Raw genomic sequence first — 17,045 nt, forward strand, 5'->3', positions numbered from 1 at the left:
CGACAATCTCTGCATGACCGAACGGCGGAAGACATGGACAGCGCCCACACCGGAACAGGTCACGGGTCCGCTCGTCGGCGACGAGCGGCCGATTCTCGAAGGAATGCTGCAGTGGCATCGAGCGACGCTGCTCAACATCTGCGCCGGTGCCGACGCCGAACAGTTGGCGCGGCGACCGTTTCCGCACTCGACGCTCTCCCTGCTCGGACTCGTGCGTCATCTGGCGAAGGTCGAACGCATCTGGTTCCGAGAGCGACTGGAGTCGATGTCGTTCGCTCCGATGTACGACGCGGCGTTCGGTAAGGACTCCGACTTTCTGGGAGCGACCGAGTCCGGGGCCGAATCCGACTTCGCGCGATTCTCCGCCGAGTGCGGTGCCTCGGACGAGATCGCGGCCCGGCACTCGTTGGACGATCTGGTCGACTCGCGCGGTGGGCCGATGTCGCTGCGGATGGTCTACGTGCACATGATCGGTGAATATGCCCGGCACAACGGACACGCGGACATCATCCGCGAACAGATCGATGGAGTCATCGGCCGTTGAGGGCATAGCGTAGACACACCACCCGACCCCCTACGAAAGAAGGTGTTTCGGTGACCGATTCCGATGCAGCACTCGATCCGATCTCGCTGCGCCCGTCGTTGTACATCGACGGACAGTGGCAGGGGGCCGGTGACGGCGGTACCCGAGACATCGTGAACCCAGCGGACGGCAGCACGGTCGCCGTGGTGGACGAGGCCACGCCGGACGACGCTCTGCGGGCGGTGGCAGCCGCGCGAGCGGCGTTCGACGACGGACCGTGGCGCTCGGTTACGGTGGCCGAGCGCCGCGATCTGCTGAACCGCATTGCCGATCTGCTCCAACGCGACAAAGCGACGTTGGCGCGCATCGAGACCCTCGACACCGGAAAGACATACGGCGAGAGCGAGATCGACATCGACGACGTGACGTCGGTCTTTCGCTTCTACGCCGATCTCGCTGTGGTGCAGGCCGATCGTCTGATCGACGTCGACCGACCCGAAATCCTGAGCCGTGTGGTGCACGAGCCCATCGGTGTCTGCGTCATGATCGCACCGTGGAACTACCCACTGCTGCAGATCTCGTGGAAGATCGCCCCCGCGTTGGCAGCCGGCTGCACCATGGTGCTCAAGCCGAGTGAGGTGACTCCGCTGTCCACCATCGCGTTCACCAAGCTGGTGGAAGAAGCCGGAGTACCGGCCGGTGTGGTCAACCTGCTGCAGGGCAGCGGCGCGGTTCTCGGGGACGCGCTCACCAGGAACCGCGACGTCGACTTCGTCTCGTTCACCGGCGGACTGGCGACGGGCAGACACATACTGGCCGCGGCGGCCGAGAACGTCACCAAGGTGGCCGTCGAACTCGGCGGCAAGAATCCACACATCGTATTCGCCGATGCGGTGGCCGACGAACAGGCGTTCGCCGACTCGGTAGACAACGTCCTGACCGGAGTTTTTCTGCACTCGGGTCAGGTGTGTTCGGCCGGCACTCGACTCATCATCGAGGAATCGGTCGCCGACCGCTTCGTCGCTGCGGTGGCCGAACGGGCGAAAACCATCGTCATCGGGCCGGGCATGGACCCGGCGAGCGAGACCGGGCCACTGGTGTCGCAGGCACAGCGAGAGAAGATCGAAGCCTTCGTGGCGACCGGCGTCGAGGAGGGCGCGACGCTGGTCATCGGCGGAACGAAGCCGGACGATCCGGCCCTGGACAAGGGTAGCTATTTTCTGCCGACGATCTTCGACCACTGCAATCGGTCCATGAATATCGTGCAGGAGGAGACATTCGGGCCCATACTCACTGTGGAGCGCTTCGGCACCGAGGCCGAAGCGCTCCTGTTGGGTAACGATACGAATTACGGTCTCGCCGCGGGAGTTCGGACATCGGACGCCGCGCGAGGCGAACGAATGGTCCGTGGGCTTCGCCATGGCACGGTGTGGCTCAACGACTTCGGTGTCTACACCGCTGCCGCGGAATGGGGCGGCTTCAAACAGTCCGGCAACGGACGCGAGCTCGGACCGTCCGGAATGTCCGAATACCAAGAGGCAAAGCATATTTGGCACAACACCTCACCCACCGCGGCGGGGTGGTTCGGTACCCGATAGCGAAAGATCGGAAAGGCCAGGCGCATGGCACTACTGAACGACAATTCGAGCGGAATGGACGACTTCGGTTACAAGGAGTCACTCGATCGAAGTCTCGGGAAATTCGCCAGCTTCGCCGCGGGAGTCAGTTACATCTCCATTCTCACCGGCACGTTCCAGCTCTTCTACTTCGGTTTCGGCACCGCCGGGCCGGCGTATCTGTGGTCGTGGCCTGCAGTGTTCGTCGGCCAACTCTGCGTGGCCTTGTGCTTCATGGAGTTGGCCGCGAAGTATCCGGTGGCGGGATCGGTGTACAACTGGGCGAAGCTGTTGGGCCGCAGGATCGTCGGCTGGTCGGCGGGCTGGTTGATGCTCACGGCATCGATCGTGACACTGTCTGCCGTCGCTCTGGCTCTGCAGTTGAACCTGCCACGTATCTGGAGTGGGTTCCAGATCATCGGTGACGGCTCGGGTGCCACCGACTTCGCGGCCAACGCAGTGCTGCTCGGTGCGATTCTGATCGCGATCACCACCACGATCAATGCGCTCGGAGTCCGGCTGATGGCCATGATCAACAGTGCGGGCGTGTTCATCGAACTCATCGCTGCCGTTCTCATCGCGATCCTGCTCGCGGCCAACATCACTCGCGGGCCGGAGGTGTTCTTCTCGACCAACGGCTACGGAGCCGGCGAGAGCGGCGGCTACCTCGGTGCCTTCCTGGTCGCGTCGCTGGCGTCGGGTTACGTGATGTACGGATTCGACACCGCGAGCTCGCTCGGCGAGGAGACGGTCGAACCTCGGCGCACGGCCCCCAAGGCGATCTTTCGCGCCATCCTCGCCTCGTTCGTCATCGGCGGAGCCATCCTGGTGTTCGCCGTCATGGCCGCACCGGACCTGAACGATCCTTCCCTCGGCAGTCCCGACGGCAGCCTGCAGTCCATCGTCGAATCGGTGATGTGGGGCCCGCTGGGCACCGTCTTCCTCATCTGCATCGTCATCGCGGTCTTCGTTTGCTCACTGGCAGTGCACACCGCGGCGATCCGGCTCACGTTCGCCATGGCCCGAGACAACGCGTTGCCCTTCGGCGAGAGTCTGGCCAAGGTGAATCCGAAGACCCAGACCCCGGTGGTGCCCGCGGTGACCATCGGCGTGCTGGCCATCGTCATTCTCGTCGTCAACATCGGTCAGCCGCAGATCTTCACGGTCCTCACCTCGATCGCGATCATCATGATCTACCTCGCGTATCTGATGGTCACCGGTCCACTGTTGGTCAAACGAGTCAAGGGTGAGTGGCCGCCGGCAGATCTGAAGCCCGGCGGATACTTCACGATGGGCAGGTGGGGCCTGCCGGTCAACATCGCGGCAGTGGTGTGGGGCGCTGGAATGGCGATCAACCTCGCGTGGCCGCGCGAGGCCGTGTACGGAACCCCCTGGTACAACACGTTCGGAGCATTCGTCTACATCGGCGGCATCCTCGGCGTTGGCCTGCTGTGGTACGCAGTCAAGGGACGCAAGCACATCGGCACTCTGAAATCACATGCCTCCACGGGCAACTAGAAGGAGCGTGCAGTGACAGACACCCAGTTCGATTACGTCGTTGCAGGTGGCGGGACGGCGGGGTGCGTCCTCGCGGCACGTCTGAGCGAGGACCCCTCCGTCAGTGTCTGCCTCGTCGAAGCAGGGCCGACCGACGTCGGCGACAAGGCGATTCTCGAACTGGTGGAGTGGATGCACCTGCTCGACTCCGGCTACGACTGGGACTATCCCGTCGAGCCGCAGGAGCGCGGCAACAGCTTCATGCGGCACGCGCGCGCGAAAGTGCTCGGTGGCTGCTCCTCGCACAACTCCTGCATCGCGTTTCACCCACCTGCGGAAACCCTCGACGATTGGGCGGCGGCCGGTGCGACGGGGTGGGGCGCGTCGGACATCCTGCCGTACGTCGCGCGCGTGGAGAACAACGACACCGGCCGCGGACACGACGGCCCCGTGCGAATCCGCGACGTGCCGCCGAACGATCCGTGCGGTGCCGCAGTACTCGAATCGGCCGCCGGGATAGGTCTTCCCACGGTCGCATTCAACCGCGGAACGCCTGTACTCAACGGTGCCGGTTGGTTTCAGATCAATGCGGGAGAAGACGGCTCACGCATGTCGACCTCGCATGCGTACCTGCACCCGATCATCGGCTCACGGCCGAACCTCGAGGTGCGCACCGACTGCTGGATCAGCGAGATTCTGATCGACGAATCGCTGACCGCGACGGGTGTGCGATACCAGCGCCCCGACCTGACGGGCTACGACACCGTCTCCGCACGGCGCGAGGTCATCGTGACCGCCGGGGCCATCGACACGCCGAAGTTGTTGATGCTCTCGGGAATCGGACCGGCAGCCCAACTGCGCGAGATGGGAATCACGGTGCGAGTCGATTCTCCCGGTGTGGGTGAGAACCTCGACGACCACGTCGAAGGTCTGGTGTTCTGGGAAGCGAGCAAGCCGATGGTCACCACGTCCTCGCAGTGGTGGGAGATCGGGGTGTTCGCGCAGACCGACGACTCGCTGAACTACCCGGACGTGATGATGCATTACGGCAGTGTGCCGTTCGACATGAACACCCTCCGCTGGGGCTACCCGACCACCGACAACGGATTCTGCCTGACTCCGAACGTGACGCAGGGGCGCTCGCGCGGCACTGTTCGTCTGCGCAGCAGAGATTTTCGTGACCGTGCCAAAGTGGACCCGCGCTACTTCACCGATGCCGACGGCCACGACGACGCGGTGATGCTGGCCGGACTGAAGCTGGCGCGCGACATCGCCGCGCACGGTCCACTATCGGAATGGATCGAGCGCGAACTCGCCCCAGGGCCCGAGGCCGTCACCGACGACGACCTGCTCGACTACGTGCACAAGACCCACAACACGGTCTATCACCCGGCGGGCACGGCGCGGATGGGCTCGGTGGACGACGCCATGGCCGTGCTGGATCCGGAATTACGAGTCAAGGGAGTCTCGCACCTGCGCGTGGTCGACGCGTCGGCGATGCCGAAGCTGCCGTACGTCAATCCCAACATCACGGTGATGACCATGGCGGAGAGATGCGCCGACCTGATCCGTGGCGGATAGATCGGAGCTGGCCGATTTCCTCGGCGCGCATCCACCGTTTCAGGGCGCGCCACCGGCTGTGCTGGCCGAGGTGGCCGCGGCGGCCGTCGAACGCGAGTACGGCAGTGGCGCATGGGTTGTGGACCCTAGCCGGATGGACGTCTCGACCGATACCGACACCGTATGGGTGGTGCATACCGGGCGCGTGGTGATCATGCACCCCGACGCGACCTCTCCCACCGAGGTGCCGATCGACACCATCGGTGAAGGTGGAGTCTTCGGATTCTCGGCTCTGCTGTCCGGTGGAACTGTCGAATTCCGAGCGCGGGCACTCGAACCGAGTGTCGTCCTGCAGTTGCCCGGTGCACTGGTTCGGCCGTTGTTCGCAACGCCCACCGGTCTGGCGTTCCTGGCCGATGCCGTCAATTCGTCGTCTGCATACCGTGGGGGACCGGTCGAGGGTAGCGCCGGCCGCACCGTCGGTGAATTGCTTTCCGCCCCAGCGGTGTTCGTACCCGTCGGCACCACCGTTCGAGACGCCGTCCGGCACATGACCGATCAGGGCAGCTCGTACGTTCTGGTTCCGCTGCGTGGCTCGCGCCATGGCATATTCACCGACCGAGACCTCCGAATTCGTGTGGTGGCCGCCGGGATCGGAGTCGATACTCCGATAGAGCAGGTGATGACGGCACCCGCCGAGACCGTCACGGCGGACCGGCTGGCCGGCACCGTGCTGATGGACATGCTCGAACTGGGGCTGCGGCACATGCCCGTGGTGTCCGATCGGGGCGAGGTTCTCGGTGTCGTCGAGGATTCCGATCTGCACGCTGCCTCGACTCGACGCAGTTTCGTGGTGCGCCGAGCGGTGGCGTCGGCGTCGACCTCCGCCGAACTCGCCGACGCAGGCAGGCTCGTGCCCCGACTGGTGGTGGATCTGTTCCAGGGCGGAACCGATGCGATGGCGGTCAGCGCGATCCTCTCCGTCGTGGTGGACAGCATCGTCCGCCGTGCTGTCGAGATCGAATGGACTGCACGTCCGGACGTGCCGCGTGACCGATTCGCCTGGATCACTCTCGGCAGCGTGGCGCGTCGAGAAGCCATGCCCTCCTCGGACGTCGACAGTGCGCTGAGCTGGGCGGACACCACCGCCGACCCCGAGGTCCGAGGGAAAGCGAACGCGGTGCAGAGAACCCGCGACGAGGCGTTGATGGACTTGGCCGCCCGTGTGCACGAGAGCCTCGACGGTGCCGGGCTACCGTCGGACACCAACGGCGCGGTCGCGAGCTCACCTCGATTCGCACGCTCGGCCGGTCAGTGGGAACGCGCCGCGGCGCACTGGCTCAGCAACCCCTTCGGCCAACGTGGCAATCCGGCAGAGGACTCCGGCCTGATCATGTCCTCGCTGATGATCGACGGCAGAGTGGTGTGGGGCCCGAGAGAACTGCACACCGTGCCCGAGGCCTACCGCCGACTGCTGGTCGATCACCCCGACGCACTGCGGTTGCAGCTGCGTGATGCGCTCGCCGGCCGCGCCCGGCTGCGATCGCTACGCGACGTCCTGGCTCGGCGCGGCGGGACGTTCGATCTCAAGGCCCACGCGCTGACGCCCATCGTCAACCTCGCTCGCTGGGGTGGGCTGTCGGTCGGCATGGCCTCGGCCTCAACGCCGGCGCGACTCGCGGCGGCGTCGGGTAACGGCATGCTCTCCGAACGTGATGTCACTGCGCTGTCCGAGGTGTTCGCGCTGCTGCAACGGCTCCGACTGTCGCATCAGATCGACCAGATCACAGCGGGCCACCGCCCCGGCGACGTGCTGATCATGGCCGATCTGTCGCCGCTCGAACGAAGCCTGCTGACCGACGGCATCCGCGAGATCGCCGCGGTACAACGCCGCGTCGGCTACCTCGCGGCCAACGTCGGCGTGCATCGATGACCGCCAACGACCAGACTGTGTGCCGTGACCACCAATCCCGTGAGCGTTCCCACCCCGTCCACCGTCGAACACAATCGGTTGGCCGAATCGCCCGGAGTCAGCGGACCGTGGCGCCAGTGGGGTCCGTATCTGGCGGGACGACAGTGGGGCACAGTGCGCGAGGACTACTCCGAAGACGGGAACGCCTGGGCGTCGTTCCCGTTCGACCAGGCACACAAGCGGGCCTACCGCTGGGGCGAGGACGGGATCGGCGGAATCTGCGACCGCTTCGGATTCCTCAACTTCTCGTTCGCTCTGTGGAACCGCAAGGACCCGATCCTGAAGGAACGTCTGTTCGGCCTGGCCAACGAAGAAGGAAATCACGGCGAAGACGTCAAGGAGTACTTCTGGGCCGTCGACGGAACACCGACGCACAGTTGGATGCAGTGGCTCTATCGCTACCCGCACGCGGAGTACCCCTACGCCCACCTGCGAGAAGAGAACGCTCGACGCGGACGTGACGACCGCGAATACGAGCTGGCCGACACCGGCATCCTCGACGAGAACAGATTCTTCGACGTCCAGGTCACGTACGCCAAGGCCTCGCCCGACGACATCTGCATCACCATCTCGATCACCAACCACGGCCCCGAGGCGGCATCGGTCGACCTGTTGCCGCACCTGTGGTTGCGCAACACCTGGTCCTGGGGACGCGACGAGCGGGGCGGAACACTGGCGCAGCTGAGCCCGCCGGACCTGATGGCAGGTGGACTCGAAGCGATCGCCGTCGATCACGGATTTCTCGGTCGGTACTACCTCAGTGCCGAAGGCACGCCGGCAGTTCTGTTCTGCGACAACGAAACCAATGCCGAAGCCCTGTGGGGGCAGGAGAACATCTCGTCCTACCCCAAGGACGGCATCGGCCGCCGAGTCGTCGACGGGGAACTCGATGCGGTCAACCCCGAGCAGACGGGAACGAAGGCTGCGTTCTGGTATCGCTTCGACGACATCGCCCCGGGTGCAACGGAATCGGTCAGGCTGCGGCTCTCGCCCAACCGCCCGGACGAGCAGACGTTCGGGGCCGGATTCGATGCCGTCAACGTCGATCGCCAGGTCGAGGCGGACGAGTTCTACGGTGCCGTGATCGGTGCCGATCTCACCGATGTAGACCGGCACGTGGCACGGCGCGCGTACGCCGGCCTGTTGTGGACCAAGCAGCTGTATCGATACGACGTCGAGGAGTGGATCGAGGGCGACAAGGTCGGAGCTCCGGCACCGGACTCGCGGCAGGACCCGGGTGGGCGCAACGCGCACTGGCGTCACCTGGCATTGGCCGATGTGATCTCGATGCCCGACGAGTGGGAGTATCCGTGGTTCGCGGCCTGGGACCTGGCCTTCCACGCGATTCCGTTGGCGCACGTGGACGCCGATTTCGCCAAGGAACAGTTGGTGCTCATGTGCCGGGAATGGGCCATGCACCCCAACGGTCAACTGCCTGCGTACGAATGGGAGTTCGGTGATGTCAACCCACCCGTGCACGCGTGGGCGGCGTGGCACGTCTATCGCATCGACGGCTACCGGGATCGCGAATTCCTGGTGCGGGTGTTCACCAAGCTGCTGCTCAACTTCGCGTGGTGGGTCAACCGCAAGGACTCCGAGGGCTCGAACATCTTCGAGGGCGGATTCCTCGGCATGGACAACATCGGACTGTTCAACCGATCTGCACCACTGCCTCCCGGCTTCCGACTCGAGCAGTCCGACGCGACCAGTTGGATGGCGTTCTACTGCCAGCAGATGTTCAAGATCGCACTCGAGCTCGCGCGGCACGACAGCGCCTGGGACGACGTCGCGACCAAGTTCTTCTCGCACTTCCTCTCGATCGCGAAAGCCGTCAATTCGTTCGGTTCGCAGCATATTTCGCTCTGGCACGAGGAAGACGGCTTCTTCTACGACGTTCTCGTCCAACCTCAGGGCGATGCGGTTCCGATGCGGGTGCGATCGATGGTCGGCCTGCTGCCCATCCTCGGGGCCACCGAGATCCCGCCGTGGGTCGAGGAGGAATGCCCCGACCTCACTGCCCGTCTGCGTTGGGTTCAGCGTCGACGGCCGGAGATGGTCAGCCCACTGCTGGCTCGGCGCGAGGGCGGCGAGGTGCGGATGCTGCTCACGCTCGTCCAGCCCGAGCGTCTCAAGCGCATCCTCTCGCGGATGTTCGATTCCGAGGAATTCCTGTCGCAGTTCGGAATTCGATCGCTGTCGGCCTCGTATCGCGAGCCGGTGACCTTCGACGTCGACGGACGAAGCCTGTCCATCGAATACGAGCCGGGGGAGTCGCGTACCGGAATGTTCGGTGGTAACTCGAATTGGCGTGGACCGGTGTGGTTCCCGGTGAACGTACTGCTCGCCGACAAGCTGCGCGCGTACGGCCGGTACTACGGCGACTCGTTCACCATCGAGATCCCCACCGGCTCGGGCAACCACCGCACCCTCACCGACGCCGCCGATCTGATCGACAACGGTCTCGCCGGACTGTTCCGGCCGGTGGACGGCAAGCGGCCGGCGGACGGCGATCGCATCGAGTCCAGTGCCGACCCGTTGTGGTCCGAGCATCCCAGTTTCAACGAGTACTTCGACGGAGACACCGGCGAGGGACTCGGGGCAACCCACCAAACCGGGTGGACAGCGCTGGTGGCGCACCTGCTCAGGCCGCGTCTGCCGCTCTGAGGGCCTGCGGCCCATGTGAGTGGAACTTCGTAGTGGGCTACGAAGTTCCACGCACATGCGGCGGAGCCGCATAGTCTGGCGGGATGAAGATTCGCGGCGCAGTACTCGAAGAAATCGGCCGATCTCGTCCCTTCGCGGACTCGCATCCCATCACCGTCTCGGACCTCGAGCTCGGTTCGCCGGGCGACGGCGAACTGCTGATCAGAATCGAAGCCGCAGGGCTGTGCCACTCGGACCTGTCGGTGGTCGACGGCAATCGGGTTCGTCCGGTCCCGATGCTGCTCGGCCACGAGGCCGCAGGCCGAGTCGAGGAAGTCGGACCGGGCGTCGACGACATCGCGATCGGTACCCGCGTCGTCATGACGTTCCTGCCGCGCTGCGGCGAGTGTGCCGGGTGCGCCACCGACGGTCAGATGCCGTGCATCACCGGTAGCGCGTCGAACAATGCCGGGACCCTGCTCGGCGGCGGCATCAAGTTGCACCGTGACGGGGAAGAGGTCAAACACCACCTCGGAGTCTCCGGATTCGCCACCCATGCGGTGGTGAGCCGAAAGTCCGTGGTGCCGGTCGAGGACGACATCCCGGCCGATATCGCCGCAGTTCTCGGTTGTGCGGTACTGACCGGCGGTGGCGCGGTGCTCAACGCCGGAACTCCGAAGCCCGGTCAATCGGTGATGGTGGTGGGTCTCGGCGGAGTCGGCATGGCCGCCGTTCTGACAGCCGTGTCGGTGGGTGCAGGCGAGGTGATCGGAGTCGACGGAGTCCCGGACAAGCTCTCCACCGCAACCGATCTGGGCGCAACGCAGGTCTATTCACCGGCCGAGCTCGCCGAGAAGGGAATCAAGGCCGATATCGTGATCGAGGCGGCAGGCAACGCCCGAGCCTTCGAAACTGCCGTCGCTGCAACGGCTCCCGGCGGCAAAACCATCACCGTCGGTCTCCCGTCGCCCGACGCCCGCTCGTCCATCTCGCCGCTGGGCCTGGTGGCCGAGGCGCGCACGATCGTCGGCAGCTACCTGGGGTCCGCCGTGCCGGCGCGCGATATCCCGACCTATGCCCAGATGTGGCGTGAGGGACGGCTTCCCGTCGAGAAGCTGATCTCCTCGAGAATCACGTTGGACGAGATCAACCGCGGGATGGACGAATTGGCCGACGGCAACGCGATCCGTCAGGTCATCGTCTTCGACTGAGCATCAGCTGTTGGCGGCGGTCGCGACCCACCGGCCGCGCTGCGTCGAGATCTCGATGGGATGGTCGAAACACTCACTGATGTTTGCGGTGGTCAGCACCGCGTCGACGGCTCCCTGCGCCAACACCTTTCCGTTGCGGATGAGCAGGGCGTGGGTGGTCGAGACGGGGATCTCTTCGAGGTGGTGCGTCACCAGAATGCTCGCCAGGCTCGGGTGCTCGGCCCGCAACGAGTCGAGCGCACCGAGGAGTTGTTCGCGGGCAGCGAGATCGAGTCCGGTGGCGGGCTCGTCGAGCAACAGCACTGCGGGGTCGGGGAGCAGGGCGCGCGCGATGAGCGCTCGGCCACGTTCTCCCTGGGAGAGCGTGTGCCACGATGCCTCGGTGCGATGGGCGACGCCGAGGGAACCGATCAACCGATGGGCACGGGCGATCTGGTCCTCGGTGGCCGACCATCTCGGGATCAGGTCGGGAGTGTTGGTCAGGCCGGTCAGCACCACCTGGAACAGAGTCAGCGGAGCCTCGACCGTCAGACGGGGATCGACGTGGCCGATGCGCGTCCGCAATTCGCGCATGTCCACCCGGCCGAGGCGATGACCGAGAACGTGCACGGAACCGTGCGTGGGATGCACCACGGCACCGAGCAAGCTGAGCAGAGTGCTCTTACCTGCGCCGTTCGCACCGAGCAACACCCAGTGCTCGCCCTCCTCGACCCGTATCGTGGCGTCGCTGAGCAGGTATCGGCCGCCGCGCACGACATCGACTCGGTCGGCGAACAGGACGCTGGATGGCACCGGACGACCGTAGCTGCCGGTGCGGATCGCGGAGAAGTAGGCTCTGAGGTCGGTAGAACCGACAAGACGACGAAACGAGTGTGGGTACGACGTGAGTGCAACGGCACCTGTTCGAGTAGGGGTACTGGGGTCACGCGGCAAGGTCGGTCAGGCAATCTGTGCCGCCGTCGAGGCGGCCGACGATCTCGAGCTCGTGGCGACCGTCGACCAGGGTGATCCGCTGGCGAATTTCGTCGACGCGAATGCCCAGGTGGTCGTCGATTTCACCCATCCCGACGTGGTGATGGACAACCTGCAGTTCCTGATCGAGCAGGGCATCCATGCTGTGGTCGGTACCACCGGTTTCGACGACCGGCGGCTCGAGCAGGTTCGCGAATGGCTGGCGGGATCGCCGCAGACGGGTGTGCTGATCGCGCCCAACTTCGCCATCGGTGCGGTGCTGTCGATGCGATTCGCGCAGCAGGCAGCGCGGTTCTTCGACTCCGTCGAGGTGATCGAACTGCACCACCCCAACAAGGCCGATGCGCCGTCGGGCACGGCGTATCGCACCGCCGCGCTGATCGCCGAGGCACGCGCCGCCGCAGGAACTGCGACGAGCCCCGATGCGACGACCACCGAACTCGACGGCGCACGTGGTGCCGACGTGGACGGCGTGCGGGTGCACTCGATCCGGCTCGCGGGACTCGTTGCGCACCAAGAGGTTCTGCTCGGCACGCAGGGGGAGACGCTGAGCATCAGGCACGATTCGCTCGACCGAACGTCCTTCGCGCCCGGAGTCCTTCTGGGAGTCCGCGAGATCGCCGGACGACCGGGGTTGACCGTCGGGCTCGATCCGCTGCTGGATCTGTGAGCTGATCGACGGTGAACAAGACGACGAAGGTGCTCGCCATCATCACGGTGATGGTGCTGATCCTCGGCTTCTACTTCTTCCTGCTCGGTCAGCGCGGTGTGACGCTGATCCAGAACGGTGGTGTGGCGAGCATCTCCCTGGGGATCGGGGTCCTGCTGCTGCCGATACTCGGGTTGTGGATCGTGTGGGCCACGTTGAAAGCCGGTTTCGACCATCAGAGGCTGGCATCGCGCATTCACGAGGAAGGCCTCGAACTCGACGTCTCGGACCTTCCGCGCAGACCGTCGGGACGCATCGAACGTGATGCCGCAGACGAGTTGTTCCAACAGATCAAGACCGAGTGGGAGAAGGATCCGGACAACTGGCGCAACTCGTACCGGTTGGCTCGTGCCTACGATTACGCCGGTGACCGCGGACGGGCCCGCGAGACGATGAAGCGCGCCGTGGCACTCGAACGGAACGAGAACTGACCGTCGATGCCGCGCACCCTGCTGGTCGTTCATCACACCCCGAGCCCGCTCACACGTGAGCTGCTCGAGGCAGTGCTCGACGGCACACACGACCCCGAGATCACCGGCGTTGACGTTCGCAGTGTGCCTGCTCTCGGTGCGACCGTTCCGGATGTCCTCGGTGCCGACGGATTTCTCTTCGGAACGCCGGCGAACTTCGGGTACATGAGTGGGGCGCTGAAACACTTCTTCGACACCGTGTACTACCCGTGCCTCGGTGCCGTTGCCGGAAAGCCCTACGCCGCTTGGGTTCACGGCAACGACGACACCGTGGGTGCCGGACGGGCCATCGAGAAGATCGCGTCGGGTTGGGGCCTCGAGAAGGTCTTCGGGACCGTACACATCGCCGAGAGCGGCAAGCCCGCACGTGAACGCTGCTACGAATTGGGCGGAACCGTCGCGGCGGGGCTGTCCGACTGACGGTGACGGTTTCCCGACGGGCTTCCACGATGACTCGCGCGCCCCGAGAACTACGACGGTCCGTCCGACACCCGCGACGGCCGACGCCATCAGGTCCGTCCCGGGTCGCCACCGAATTCAGTCGGAATCGTCGGGGGAGTCGGCACGCAGAATCTCGTCGGCAGGAATCTGCAGCGGAATCTCGAGCAGCCGCTCCGGCCAGCTCGGATACGCGGGCCTGATCCACACCCGGTTGTCGTCGAGTTGTGTCATCAGCACCCGCCGCCAGGGCCAATCGTCATGCGGTGCGGACAGGTCCGTCTCCGGCTCGAGTGGTAGCGGCGCCTTCGTCCAGTGCGGCGCCGACAGCGATGCCAGACCCCGATCCTCCAGGTGCTCGATTGCGCGCTCGATCGGAACGCCCCGAGCCACGGTGACCCCGACAGGATTGACGGCATCGACGAGATAGCCCTCGTCGTACTCGTCGCGCGTAGTCGATTCGTGCGCGACGGTCCATCCGATCACTTCGCCGTCGGAGGCCCGTTTGACGGGCAGGCGACTGCGCCACCGTTCGATATCCACTTTCTCGAAGATACCCGGAGCCGATAGTGACTTCGGCACAGAAACTATTCCTGATTGTGAGCAGCCGGGGCGGTGCCCGTGTTTGACTGCTAGGGCTCGTACAAGTTTGTACCACTTTCTATTCCAAGGGATTTCGATGACCCTCCCCATTCTCGACCGGTCCAGAATCGTCGCCACACCCGAGTGGAGTCGCTGGTTGATACCCCCGGCGGCCTTGTCGATCCACCTCGCGATCGGGTCCGCCTACGCCTGGAGCGTGTTCAAGAACGCCATCTCGCAGCCCGACGCGCTCGGACTCAGCGGAACCGTCACCGCCATTCCGTTCCAGCTCGCCATCGTCATGCTCGGCCTGTCCGCGGCGATCTTCGGAACCCGCGTCGAGAAGAACGGTCCACGGTGGGCCATGGCCGTCTCCCTGGTCTTCTTCGTCTCCGGACTGTTGCTGTCCGCGCTGGGCATGGCCCTCGGACAGTTCTGGCTGGTGATCTTCGGCTACGGATTCGTCGGCGGCATCGGCCTCGGAATCGGCTACATCTCACCTGTCTCGACGCTGATGAAATGGTTCCCCGACCGGCCGGGTATGGCCACGGGAATCGCGATCATGGGCTTCGGCGGCGGCGCACTCATCGCGTCTCCGCTCACCAGTCAGCTGATGGTCAACTTCGGCGGCTTCACCGACGGTTCCATCGCCAAGACATTCCTCACGCTGGGCGTCGGATACGCGGTGTTCATGGCCCTCGGTGTCGTGCTCATCAGAGTGCCGGCCGAGGGATGGAAGCCGGCAGGCTGGACCCCGCCCGCGTCGTCGTCGATGATCTCGACGCACAACGTCTCGGCCGCGAACGCAGTGAAGACTCCGCAGTTCTGGCTGCTGTGGGTCGTGTTGTGCTTCAACGTCACTGCCGGAATCGGCATTCTCGAACGCGGATCGGGCATCTATCAGGACTTCTTTCCCGACGCGACCTCGCCCGAATCCCTTGCTGCCGCAGCCGCCGGTTTCGTCGCGTTCCTTTCCCTGACCAACATGATCGGGCGGTTCGTCTGGTCCTCGGTCTCCGATGTGGTCGGTCGCAAGAACATCTACCGGATGTATCTCGGTGTAGGAGCGTTGCTGTACCTGTACATCGCACTGTTCACCAACACCAACAAGATCCTGTTCATGGTCTCGGCTCTGTTGATTCTCTCGTTCTACGGTGCGGGTTTCGCGACGGTTCCGGCCTATCTCAAGGACCTCTTCGGTACGTACCAGGTCGGCGCGATCCACGGACGACTGCTCACCGCATGGTCGGTGGCCGGTGTGTTGGGGCCACTGATCGTCAATGCCATCGCCGACGCGGGTGAGCCGGGGACCACCGGCCGATACCTGCCGGCGTTCTACGTGATGATCGGCCTGCTGGTGGTCGGCTTCCTGGCCAACGAGGCGATCAAACCGGTCGCCTCCAAGTACCACGAATCCGATCACGCGGGTTCTGCAGCCACTACGGGAGTGAAAGCATGAGCGGCGTACAGAGGCAGGTCACGATGGCGGTCGCATGGGCGTGGGTCGGCGTGCCGTTCGCCTACGGACTGTACGAATTGATCCTCAAGGCGGCGAATCTGTTCAGTACCTGAGTCGACGTGTCGGTGGGCCGTGACAGGCTGGCCCGATGCAGGAGATGAGTGCCGCCGCCGCCCGCCGCACGGCCCTGGCCGCCCAGGGGCTGGCGTCGAGGCGGTCGCGTACTCGGCCGGCGAGCAGGGCCGCGGTGCACGCAGCGATCGACACCACCGGGTTGCTGCAGATCGACTCGGTGTCGGTGGTGGTTCGTGCGCACTATGCACCGGTGTTCAGCCGCGTCGGCGTGTACGACCGCTCGATCGTCGACGACGCCGCATGGACCGACACCGCTCGTCGGCCCCGTCGATTGGTGGAGTACTGGGCACACGAGGCCGCGCTGCTACCCGTCGAGGACTGGGCGCTGATGCGGTGGCGAATGGAGCTGTATCGACACGGGCGGTGGGGCGGAGCTGCCCACATTCTCGACCGTGAACCGACTCTCGTCGACGACGTCCTCGCGGTGATCGGCGACAACGGTGCTGCCAGCGCAGGTGAGATCGAGAAGCACCTCGAGGTGGACACACCCGGTCGCAAGGGGCCGTGGTGGGATCGCAGTGACGTCAAGGTCGTCTGCGAACAGCTGTTCGCGGCGGGCGTGGTGACCGTGCCGGCCCGGACGGGTTTCGTGCGCCGGTACGAGCTCAGCGAGCGGGTGATCCCGGACGACGTTCTGCGCAGGCGCGTCGACGAACCGGTCGCGGTACGTGCACTGATCGAGAAGTCCTCGCGGGCACTGGGAGTCGCCACCGAGCCGGATCTGAGGGATTACTACCGACTCTCGCAGAAGCAGGCCAAGGCGGCGATCGCCGAACTCGTCGAGGACGGTGTGCTCGAACAGGTGACCGTCCGAGGCTGGAACGCACCGGCATTCCTGCACCGCGAGGCCAGGACACCGCGAACGGCCACCGCTTCCGCTCTGCTGTGCCCGTTCGATCCGATGATCTTCTACCGGCCGCGGGTCCAGCGAATCTTCGACTTCCACTATCGAATCGAGATATACACCCCACAGCACAAGCGAGTTCACGGCTACTACGTGTTTCCCTTTCTGCTGGACGGGCATCTGGTGGCTCGACTCGATCTCAAGGCAGTGCGAGCGCGGTCCGAGCTGCACGTGGTCGCGGCCTTCGTCGAAGGCGACCGCAACGCGGGCGACATCGCGCCTCGACTGCGAGAGGTGCTGCGGGAGATGGCGGATTGGCTCGAACTCGAACGCGTGGTGGTGGGTGACCGGGGAGACCTCGTCGCCGCATTGCGTTGACCTTCGTCGGCTGGGTCGGGTCCCGCCGAAGTGCAC

15 protein-coding genes are annotated in these 17,045 nt (G+C 65.0%); 13 read left to right on the plus strand and 2 right to left on the minus strand.

Annotated elements, in window-relative coordinates; translation table 11 throughout:
* Window positions 1-13: 13 nt before the first annotated feature.
* From CH274_RS07380 to CH274_RS07410, 7 genes are all read left to right on the plus strand, one after another.
* Entirely contained in the window at window positions 14-544 is a 531-nt protein-coding gene (locus CH274_RS07380; RefSeq protein WP_045199857.1) for a DinB family protein, read from the plus strand.
* 50 nt (window positions 545-594) lie between these two features.
* Window positions 595-2,121, plus strand: a complete 1,527-nt coding sequence (locus tag CH274_RS07385; RefSeq protein WP_094657052.1) for an aldehyde dehydrogenase family protein — start codon at window positions 595-597, stop codon at window positions 2,119-2,121.
* Between the two features lie 24 nt (window positions 2,122-2,145).
* Entirely contained in the window at window positions 2,146-3,657 is a 1,512-nt protein-coding gene (locus CH274_RS07390; protein ID WP_032397867.1) for an APC family permease, read from the plus strand.
* 12 nt (window positions 3,658-3,669) lie between these two features.
* Window positions 3,670-5,217: a GMC family oxidoreductase gene (locus CH274_RS07395; RefSeq protein ID WP_032397868.1), complete on the plus strand. Its 1,548-nt coding sequence runs from the start codon at window positions 3,670-3,672 to the stop codon at window positions 5,215-5,217.
* Window positions 5,207-7,129 (plus strand): putative nucleotidyltransferase substrate binding domain-containing protein, encoded by a 1,923-nt coding sequence (locus CH274_RS07400; RefSeq protein WP_094631738.1) that lies wholly within the window; start codon window positions 5,207-5,209, stop codon window positions 7,127-7,129. The genes CH274_RS07395 and CH274_RS07400 overlap by 11 nt, the downstream gene beginning before the upstream one ends.
* 24 nt (window positions 7,130-7,153) lie before the next feature.
* Window positions 7,154-9,832: an MGH1-like glycoside hydrolase domain-containing protein gene (locus CH274_RS07405; RefSeq protein ID WP_256981245.1), complete on the plus strand. Its 2,679-nt coding sequence runs from the start codon at window positions 7,154-7,156 to the stop codon at window positions 9,830-9,832.
* Window positions 9,833-9,915: 83 nt separating this feature from the next.
* On the plus strand, window positions 9,916-11,022 hold the full coding sequence (locus tag CH274_RS07410) for an alcohol dehydrogenase catalytic domain-containing protein (RefSeq protein WP_094657053.1): 1,107 nt from the start codon (window positions 9,916-9,918) through the stop codon (window positions 11,020-11,022).
* Window positions 11,023-11,025: 3 nt separating this feature from the next.
* On the opposite strand, the gene CH274_RS07415 is transcribed toward CH274_RS07410, so the two are convergent.
* Window positions 11,026-11,814: an ABC transporter ATP-binding protein gene (locus tag CH274_RS07415; protein ID WP_094657054.1), complete on the minus strand. Its 789-nt coding sequence runs from the start codon at window positions 11,812-11,814 to the stop codon at window positions 11,026-11,028.
* A 91-nt stretch (window positions 11,815-11,905) separates the two neighbouring features.
* On the opposite strand from CH274_RS07415, the gene dapB reads away from it, so the two are divergent.
* Genes dapB through CH274_RS07430 form a run of 3 tightly spaced genes read left to right on the plus strand, consistent with a single transcriptional unit; the run spans window position 11,906 to window position 13,593 of the window.
* Complete coding sequence (gene dapB, locus CH274_RS07420; RefSeq protein ID WP_094657055.1) at window positions 11,906-12,664, plus strand: 4-hydroxy-tetrahydrodipicolinate reductase; 759 nt, start codon at window positions 11,906-11,908, stop codon at window positions 12,662-12,664.
* A gap of 50 nt (window positions 12,665-12,714) precedes the next feature.
* Window positions 12,715-13,134: a hypothetical protein gene (locus CH274_RS07425; protein ID WP_179272773.1), complete on the plus strand. Its 420-nt coding sequence runs from the start codon at window positions 12,715-12,717 to the stop codon at window positions 13,132-13,134.
* Window positions 13,135-13,140: 6 nt separating this feature from the next.
* The gene (locus CH274_RS07430; protein WP_032397874.1) at window positions 13,141-13,593 is read left to right on the plus strand and encodes a flavodoxin family protein; all 453 of its coding nucleotides are present in this window, start codon (window positions 13,141-13,143) and stop codon (window positions 13,591-13,593) included.
* Window positions 13,594-13,710: 117 nt separating this feature from the next.
* On the opposite strand, the gene CH274_RS07435 is transcribed toward CH274_RS07430, so the two are convergent.
* On the minus strand, window positions 13,711-14,193 hold the full coding sequence (locus tag CH274_RS07435) for a hypothetical protein (protein ID WP_235387128.1): 483 nt from the start codon (window positions 14,191-14,193) through the stop codon (window positions 13,711-13,713).
* A 97-nt stretch (window positions 14,194-14,290) separates the two neighbouring features.
* Between CH274_RS07435 and CH274_RS07440 the strand changes: the two genes are divergently transcribed.
* From CH274_RS07440 to CH274_RS07445, 3 genes are read left to right on the plus strand one after another with little or no spacing between them, the layout of a single operon-like run.
* Window positions 14,291-15,652, plus strand: a complete 1,362-nt coding sequence (locus CH274_RS07440; protein ID WP_032397875.1) for an OFA family MFS transporter — start codon at window positions 14,291-14,293, stop codon at window positions 15,650-15,652.
* Window positions 15,649-15,765: an MFS transporter small subunit gene (locus tag CH274_RS30060; RefSeq protein ID WP_441344239.1), complete on the plus strand. Its 117-nt coding sequence runs from the start codon at window positions 15,649-15,651 to the stop codon at window positions 15,763-15,765. The genes CH274_RS07440 and CH274_RS30060 overlap by 4 nt, the downstream gene beginning before the upstream one ends.
* Before the next feature lie 35 nt (window positions 15,766-15,800).
* A complete protein-coding gene (locus CH274_RS07445) occupies window positions 15,801-17,009 on the plus strand; it encodes a winged helix-turn-helix domain-containing protein (protein ID WP_094657056.1) in 1,209 nt (402 codons plus the stop codon).
* Window positions 17,010-17,045: the final 36 nt, after the last annotated feature.

Source organism: Rhodococcus sp. 06-418-5, from assembly GCF_002258285.1.
In the GTDB taxonomy this organism is placed as follows: Bacteria; Actinomycetota; Actinomycetes; order Mycobacteriales; family Mycobacteriaceae; genus Rhodococcoides.

Coding starts and splice junctions, on each gene's coding strand:
- CH274_RS07380 (WP_045199857.1), top strand. CDS start 14: ATGACCGAACGGCGGAAGACATGGACAGCGCCCACACCGGAACAGGTC.
- CH274_RS07390 (WP_032397867.1), top strand. CDS start 2,146: ATGGCACTACTGAACGACAATTCGAGCGGAATGGACGACTTCGGTTAC.
- CH274_RS07410 (WP_094657053.1), top strand. CDS start 9,916: ATGAAGATTCGCGGCGCAGTACTCGAAGAAATCGGCCGATCTCGTCCC.
- CH274_RS07425 (WP_179272773.1), top strand. CDS start 12,715: ATGGTGCTGATCCTCGGCTTCTACTTCTTCCTGCTCGGTCAGCGCGGT.
- CH274_RS07430 (WP_032397874.1), top strand. CDS start 13,141: ATGCCGCGCACCCTGCTGGTCGTTCATCACACCCCGAGCCCGCTCACA.
- CH274_RS07440 (WP_032397875.1), top strand. CDS start 14,291: ATGACCCTCCCCATTCTCGACCGGTCCAGAATCGTCGCCACACCCGAG.
- CH274_RS30060 (WP_441344239.1), top strand. CDS start 15,649: ATGAGCGGCGTACAGAGGCAGGTCACGATGGCGGTCGCATGGGCGTGG.
- CH274_RS07445 (WP_094657056.1), top strand. CDS start 15,801: ATGCAGGAGATGAGTGCCGCCGCCGCCCGCCGCACGGCCCTGGCCGCC.